We start from the raw sequence: 5,114 nt of genomic DNA, 5'->3' as shown, positions 1-5,114 counted from the left end.
AACCCCCCAATTCTGGGGGGAACTCAATGGCTCCCCTCTCCCAGAATTGGGAGAGGGGTTGGGGGTGAGGGCGAGAATGACACTGAAAACTCGCCTCCCAACACTTTCGCCAGCCACGGCGGGGGGGCAGTGACGATCGCTTTTTGCAAATTGGCGAGGAGATCTCGGGCGTTGCCGCCGTGCAATTTTTTCACAGGATAAATGTTGGCTTGAGTCAGTTTTTCCGCCACCGAACTGCCGAGGGAGAGGGCATAAAGGGCGTGACAATCTCGGATTAAATCCATGCGGAAGGCATTTCGATCCTCGAAAGAATCCGCCGATTCTGCGGGTCGAATATCTATCAATTTGAGGCGAGTTGCGGAGACTTGATAAATTAAATACCGCAGGCAGAAACCGAAATGGCCGTCCAACAATTCGTCGGTATTGGATGCGATCGCGACCCGGATCGAATTGGACATCTCGCCGTCTCGGTAGGGTTCCACGGCGGGAAGAAGCTGGTCGAGATCTTGAATTTCTCCCCAGAGAATTTGAGTCGCGGTTTTCAGGGTCGAAAGCGGTATCGAATGGCTTGTCCCGTCCCAATTGTAAGTTCCTCTGAAAGCCGTTTCCAGGTGGGTGGCGGTGACTTGACTGAGGTGACATTCGTCGAATTCGCCGCCGAGTATGTTTTGTAAAGCCGTGCGTAAGTCGCGGACGGACACGCCGGGGAGCGATCGCGCGGCTAGGGCAATTCTGAAAGCAATATTTTCGGAAACTTGCCGTCGAATCATTTCCAACAATCTCTCTGCATGGGGTGCGTCATATCTTTAGAATGATGGAACGTTCCGGGAAGTTTCCGTATCGTTGACTACGGATGAGAGATTGTAAAATTTTGTGTTTTAAGTTCAATAAATGTTGTCTTTTGTAACCCATTCTATTGGGTCGGCAGTTGGATGCAAAAGGTCGTCCCCCGGCTAACTTGAGAATCCAGGATAATTTTGCCGCGATGTTTTTCGACGATTTGATAACAAATTGAAAGGCCCAATCCCGTCCCCTTGCCAATTTCTTTGGTGGTAAAAAATGGGTCGAATAGCTTGTTGCGAATTTCGGGGGGGATTCCGGGGCCATTATCCCGAATTTTGACTTCCACTTCGCGATCGCCGATTTGTTCCGTTTCGATGAAAATTTTCGGGGGGCGATCGGGTTCTTTTTTGTAGAAATCTTCCAAAGCGTCGATCGCATTGGCGATAATATTCATGAACACCTGGTTCAGTTGGGCGGGATAGCACTTCACCAGGGGCAGATCTCCGTAAGATTTGACAATTTCGATCCGGTGGTTTAACCGATTATTTAATAACAACAGCGTACTGTCGATCCCGTCGTGAAGGTTGACATCTTTCATGTCAGCCTCGTCCAGGCGGGAAAAGTTTCGCAGGGACAGGACGATTTCCCGAATGCGATCGGCCCCCACCCGGATGGAGGTCATCAATTTGATAAAATCGTCCTTCATAAACTCGAAGTCAATTTCTTCCATCATCTCGACGATTTCGGGTTTGGGATCGGGGTAACTTTCCTGATATAATTGCACTAGATTCAACAGATCTTGAGCGTATTCTTTGGCGTGTTCGGTGTTGCCGTAAATAAAGCTGACGGGGTTGTTAATTTCGTGGGCGATTCCCGCCACCATCTGTCCCAAACCCGACATTTTTTCCGTTTGAATCAGTTGGCTTTGGGTCTGTTTGAGTTCCTCGACAGCCAACTTCAGTTCTCGGGTGCGTTCGTCCACCCGTTCTTCTAATGTTCGGCGGGCGAATTCCAGGGCTTCGGTGTATTCCCTCACCCAGCGAATTAACTGGTTTAAAGACATCGCCAATAGTCCGGCTTCGTCCGCCGTCGTCACGGGGGCTTGCAGGTAAAAATTCGATTCTTTGACGACCCGGTTGGCGACGGTGGTGACGGATTTGATGGGGGTGGCGATCGCCCGACTGGTGTAGACAGCTAAAAAGGTGGCGATCGCTGTCGATAAAATCATGCTAAAGGCGATAATTTGTAACCGCAAATAGCGAGATTTTTGGAAGTAAATTGTCGCCTCTTCGTACTGTCTTCCTGAATCGTTTATTAATTCGTTTAATTGTTCTGAAAGCCGGTCAAATTTGGCGCTTACAGTCGTGTATGATTCCCCATTCAGCAGCGTCAAAATTTTCTGCTGTGCCCCCCGAATTTCATCGGCTTGTACCGTCGCCGGTTCGACCCGATTCCAGAGCGATAGAATCTGCGTCACATAGGAATCGGTCGCCTGCTGATAATCTCGCAATAATTGCCGGTAATTGACCTGATTCGTCGCCAATCGATTGGGTCTTTCATCGATATATTGGAATAATTCGGATAGCCAGGTATCGACTTGGCGGACATTGCCGAGAAAGGTCGCTTTTTCGTAGTCGAACCAGACCGTTTTTCCTAGGGTCGGGACAAGTCGCTGGGGATGCGATCGCATCGCCAAGATTGACTTTTCTAACTCGTGGAGCAATTCTTGTTGTTCTTCCGTTTCCGTCAAGGCTTGCAACGCTTGTTTTTGATAATACTCGCCGACCGCCAATCCGACAGTCGTCCCGACAATTGCAATGGCGATCGCCAGCATATAGCTGTAACCGAACTTTTTGCCGATACTCCAGTTGCGAATTGACAGTTTTTGCCACCCTGAATTGTCGCGAATTATCGACCGTTTATCGCATTCAAATGAGCAATTTACAGGTCTTTTTTTTTCATTAACTGACGGTTCTTTTTCGCCGAATATTTTCTTGAAAAAAAACATGAATTGGGTCCGTTAAATTTCTCTCAACTGCTTCAATTATATTTCAACTTAGTTTTCGATCAACTCCCCCTCCCCGATCGCTTCGTAAACCTGGCGAATTAAGTCATAATCCGAATCTTGGGCTTCAAACAATTCCGAATCTTTGTATTTTTGCGTCGATTCTCCCTCCACCAAGGCCGCAATCAGCCGTTCTTGATTCTCCACCATGCGATCGCGGAGAGCTGCCACCGTTCGAGAATCGAGCTGACTGTTGACCATAAAAATATCGCTGGGTAAGGGAGGGGTTTCGGCAATAATTGGAAACTCTTCTTCCGAGTTCAGGAAGGTCGAATAATCCACCGCCGATCCCCCCCAAGCCGCCACTGCCCCCGTGGCGATCGCTTCGATGCTGCCTTCGTCCCCCAACATCAACACTTTGACATTGGTTTGGGGATCTAATCCGGCATCAATTAATAGTTTTGTTGGCCCGAGATGGCCGCTGGTCGAACCCACATCCGACAGGGCGATCGTCTTCCCTTTTAGATCCTCCAAACTCTCAATATTTTGACCGGTTTTTGTGGCGATCACCGAATAGTAATTCGGGCGGGTAATTCCGATCAAAGGTCGGGCATTCGTCCGGGCATTAATGACCACATATTCCGAAGGCCCCGCCAGGGCCATATCGACCTGATTTAAACGCAAAGCCGAAGCCGCTTCGATTTGATTGTTAACCGGGACAAACTCGACGGGAATTCCCAGCACCGCCTCCAATTCTTGGCGAAACGTTTCGTAATCTTGCAGCAATCTCTCCGGTTCGGGGACATCCGTCACCGTCAGGCGAAGTTTGTCAATATTGAGAGTGGCGGATGTTGGGTTCGGATTGGGAGCGATCGCGCTACATCCGGCCAGAAATAACAGCGAATAACTCAAAAAATGACGCCGTTTCATAGAGTTCGTCCTCCAATTGGGCGGGGCAGAAAAAATGGACAGATACAAACCAGCAGTATCAGCATAAAAAAATGGTTAATTTAAAACTCAAGCTTTGTCCAAATTTACGCCATATTAAAATCAATTTTTTTGAAAAATTGGACTATAATTAAAGTAGAACTACATCCCTAATTTTTAACTTTATGAAACTTCAATTCCAACCCTTTACCGTCAATAAACGATTTGCCCTGACCATCAGCCGAGGTACGACGGCACACTCCACCAATGTTTGGGTGCGGGTGAAACTCGACGGTTTGGAGGGGTGGGGGGAAGCCTCGCCCTTTTCAGTCGGAGAACATCCCCAGACCACCGCAGTCATCCTCAAGCATTTGGAGACAATTGCCCCTCTATTAAAGCAGTTTACTCCATTCGATCGCCAACCGGTGGAGGAGATAATGGAGCGAACGGGCGCCCCTTCCGCCGTCCGCTGTGCGGTGGATATGGCCCTCCACGACTGGGTGGGAAAAAAACTGGGCATCCCCCTGTGGCGACTGTGGGGACTCGATCGCGATCGCACCGTCCCCATTTCCGTCACCATCGGCATCAACACGCCGGAGGGGGCAAAAGCCAGAGTTCGGGACTGGATCAATTATCTCGACGTGCGGGTTTTGAAGGTGAAATTGGGCTCCCCCGCCGGCATCGAAGCCGATCGCAAAATGTTCGAGGCGGTGCAGGCGGAAGCCCCCCCGGATGCCCGATTGTACGTCGATGCCAACGGGGGATGGACCCTGCCGGACGCCGTGAAAATGTGCCGCTGGCTGGCCGAAATGGGGGTGATTTACGTCGAACAACCCCTGGCTGCGGATGTCGCCCCCGCACAGTTGCCCGAACTTTATTCCCAGTCCCCGCTGCCGATTTTTATCGACGAAAGTTGTTTCACCAGCCGCGACATTCCCCGGTTCGCCCACTGCGTTCACGGCATCAATATCAAACTGATGAAATCCGGCGGATTGACGGAGGCGATGCGGATGATCCACACCGCCAAAGCCTGCGGGTTGCAGGTGATGTTCGGCTGCTATTCCGACAGCACTTTGGCAAATACGGCGGCTTCCCAACTCGCCCCCCTCGCCGACTATTTGGATTTGGATTCCCACCTCAATTTGGTTGACGATCCGTTTCGAGGTGCGATCGTCCGGGAGGGCTGTCTGATTCCCAACGATCTGCCCGGTTTGGGATGTGGAATAATTAATAATTAACAATTAATAATTAACAATTGCATGGGGGAATCGGATGATTTTGTGTTCGCGAGGCTGCGGGATATATAGCGCTGCGCGCGGGAGTCGGCAGTCGGGAGTCGGGAGTCGGAAACTGAAACGGCTTTTCTATAAGGGTTTGAAAATTTCTGACCCCATTTCAA

The 5,114-nt window shown here is 50.1% G+C and carries 4 protein-coding genes; 1 reads left to right on the top strand and 3 read right to left on the bottom strand.

All coding sequences use genetic code 11. The annotated features are described in order from the left end of the window. Positions 1-23: 23 nt before the first annotated feature. The 3 genes from LKE08_RS20390 to phnD all read right to left on the bottom strand — a co-directional run bounded on the left by LKE08_RS20390 (position 24) and on the right by phnD (position 3,718). A complete protein-coding gene (locus LKE08_RS20390; RefSeq protein WP_324706088.1) occupies positions 24-770 on the bottom strand; it encodes a dinitrogenase iron-molybdenum cofactor N-terminal domain-containing protein in 747 nt (248 codons plus the stop codon). A gap of 143 nt (positions 771-913) precedes the next feature. Then, the gene (locus LKE08_RS20385) at positions 914-2,791 is read right to left on the bottom strand and encodes an ATP-binding protein (protein WP_324706087.1); all 1,878 of its coding nucleotides are present in this window, start codon (positions 2,789-2,791) and stop codon (positions 914-916) included. Between the two features lie 48 nt (positions 2,792-2,839). Next, positions 2,840-3,718, bottom strand: a complete 879-nt coding sequence (gene phnD, locus LKE08_RS20380; RefSeq protein WP_324706086.1) for a phosphate/phosphite/phosphonate ABC transporter substrate-binding protein — start codon at positions 3,716-3,718, stop codon at positions 2,840-2,842. 182 nt (positions 3,719-3,900) lie between these two features. Here phnD and LKE08_RS20375 point away from each other — a divergent pair, with 182 nt between their 5' ends. Further along, positions 3,901-4,953, top strand: a complete 1,053-nt coding sequence (locus LKE08_RS20375; protein ID WP_324706085.1) for a dipeptide epimerase — start codon at positions 3,901-3,903, stop codon at positions 4,951-4,953. Positions 4,954-5,114 lie beyond the last annotated feature (161 nt).

This window comes from Lyngbya sp. CCY1209, assembly GCF_035615495.1.
GTDB lineage: Bacteria > Cyanobacteriota > Cyanobacteriia > Cyanobacteriales > Microcoleaceae > Limnospira.
This window is presented reverse-complemented; position numbering and strand designations above follow the sequence as displayed.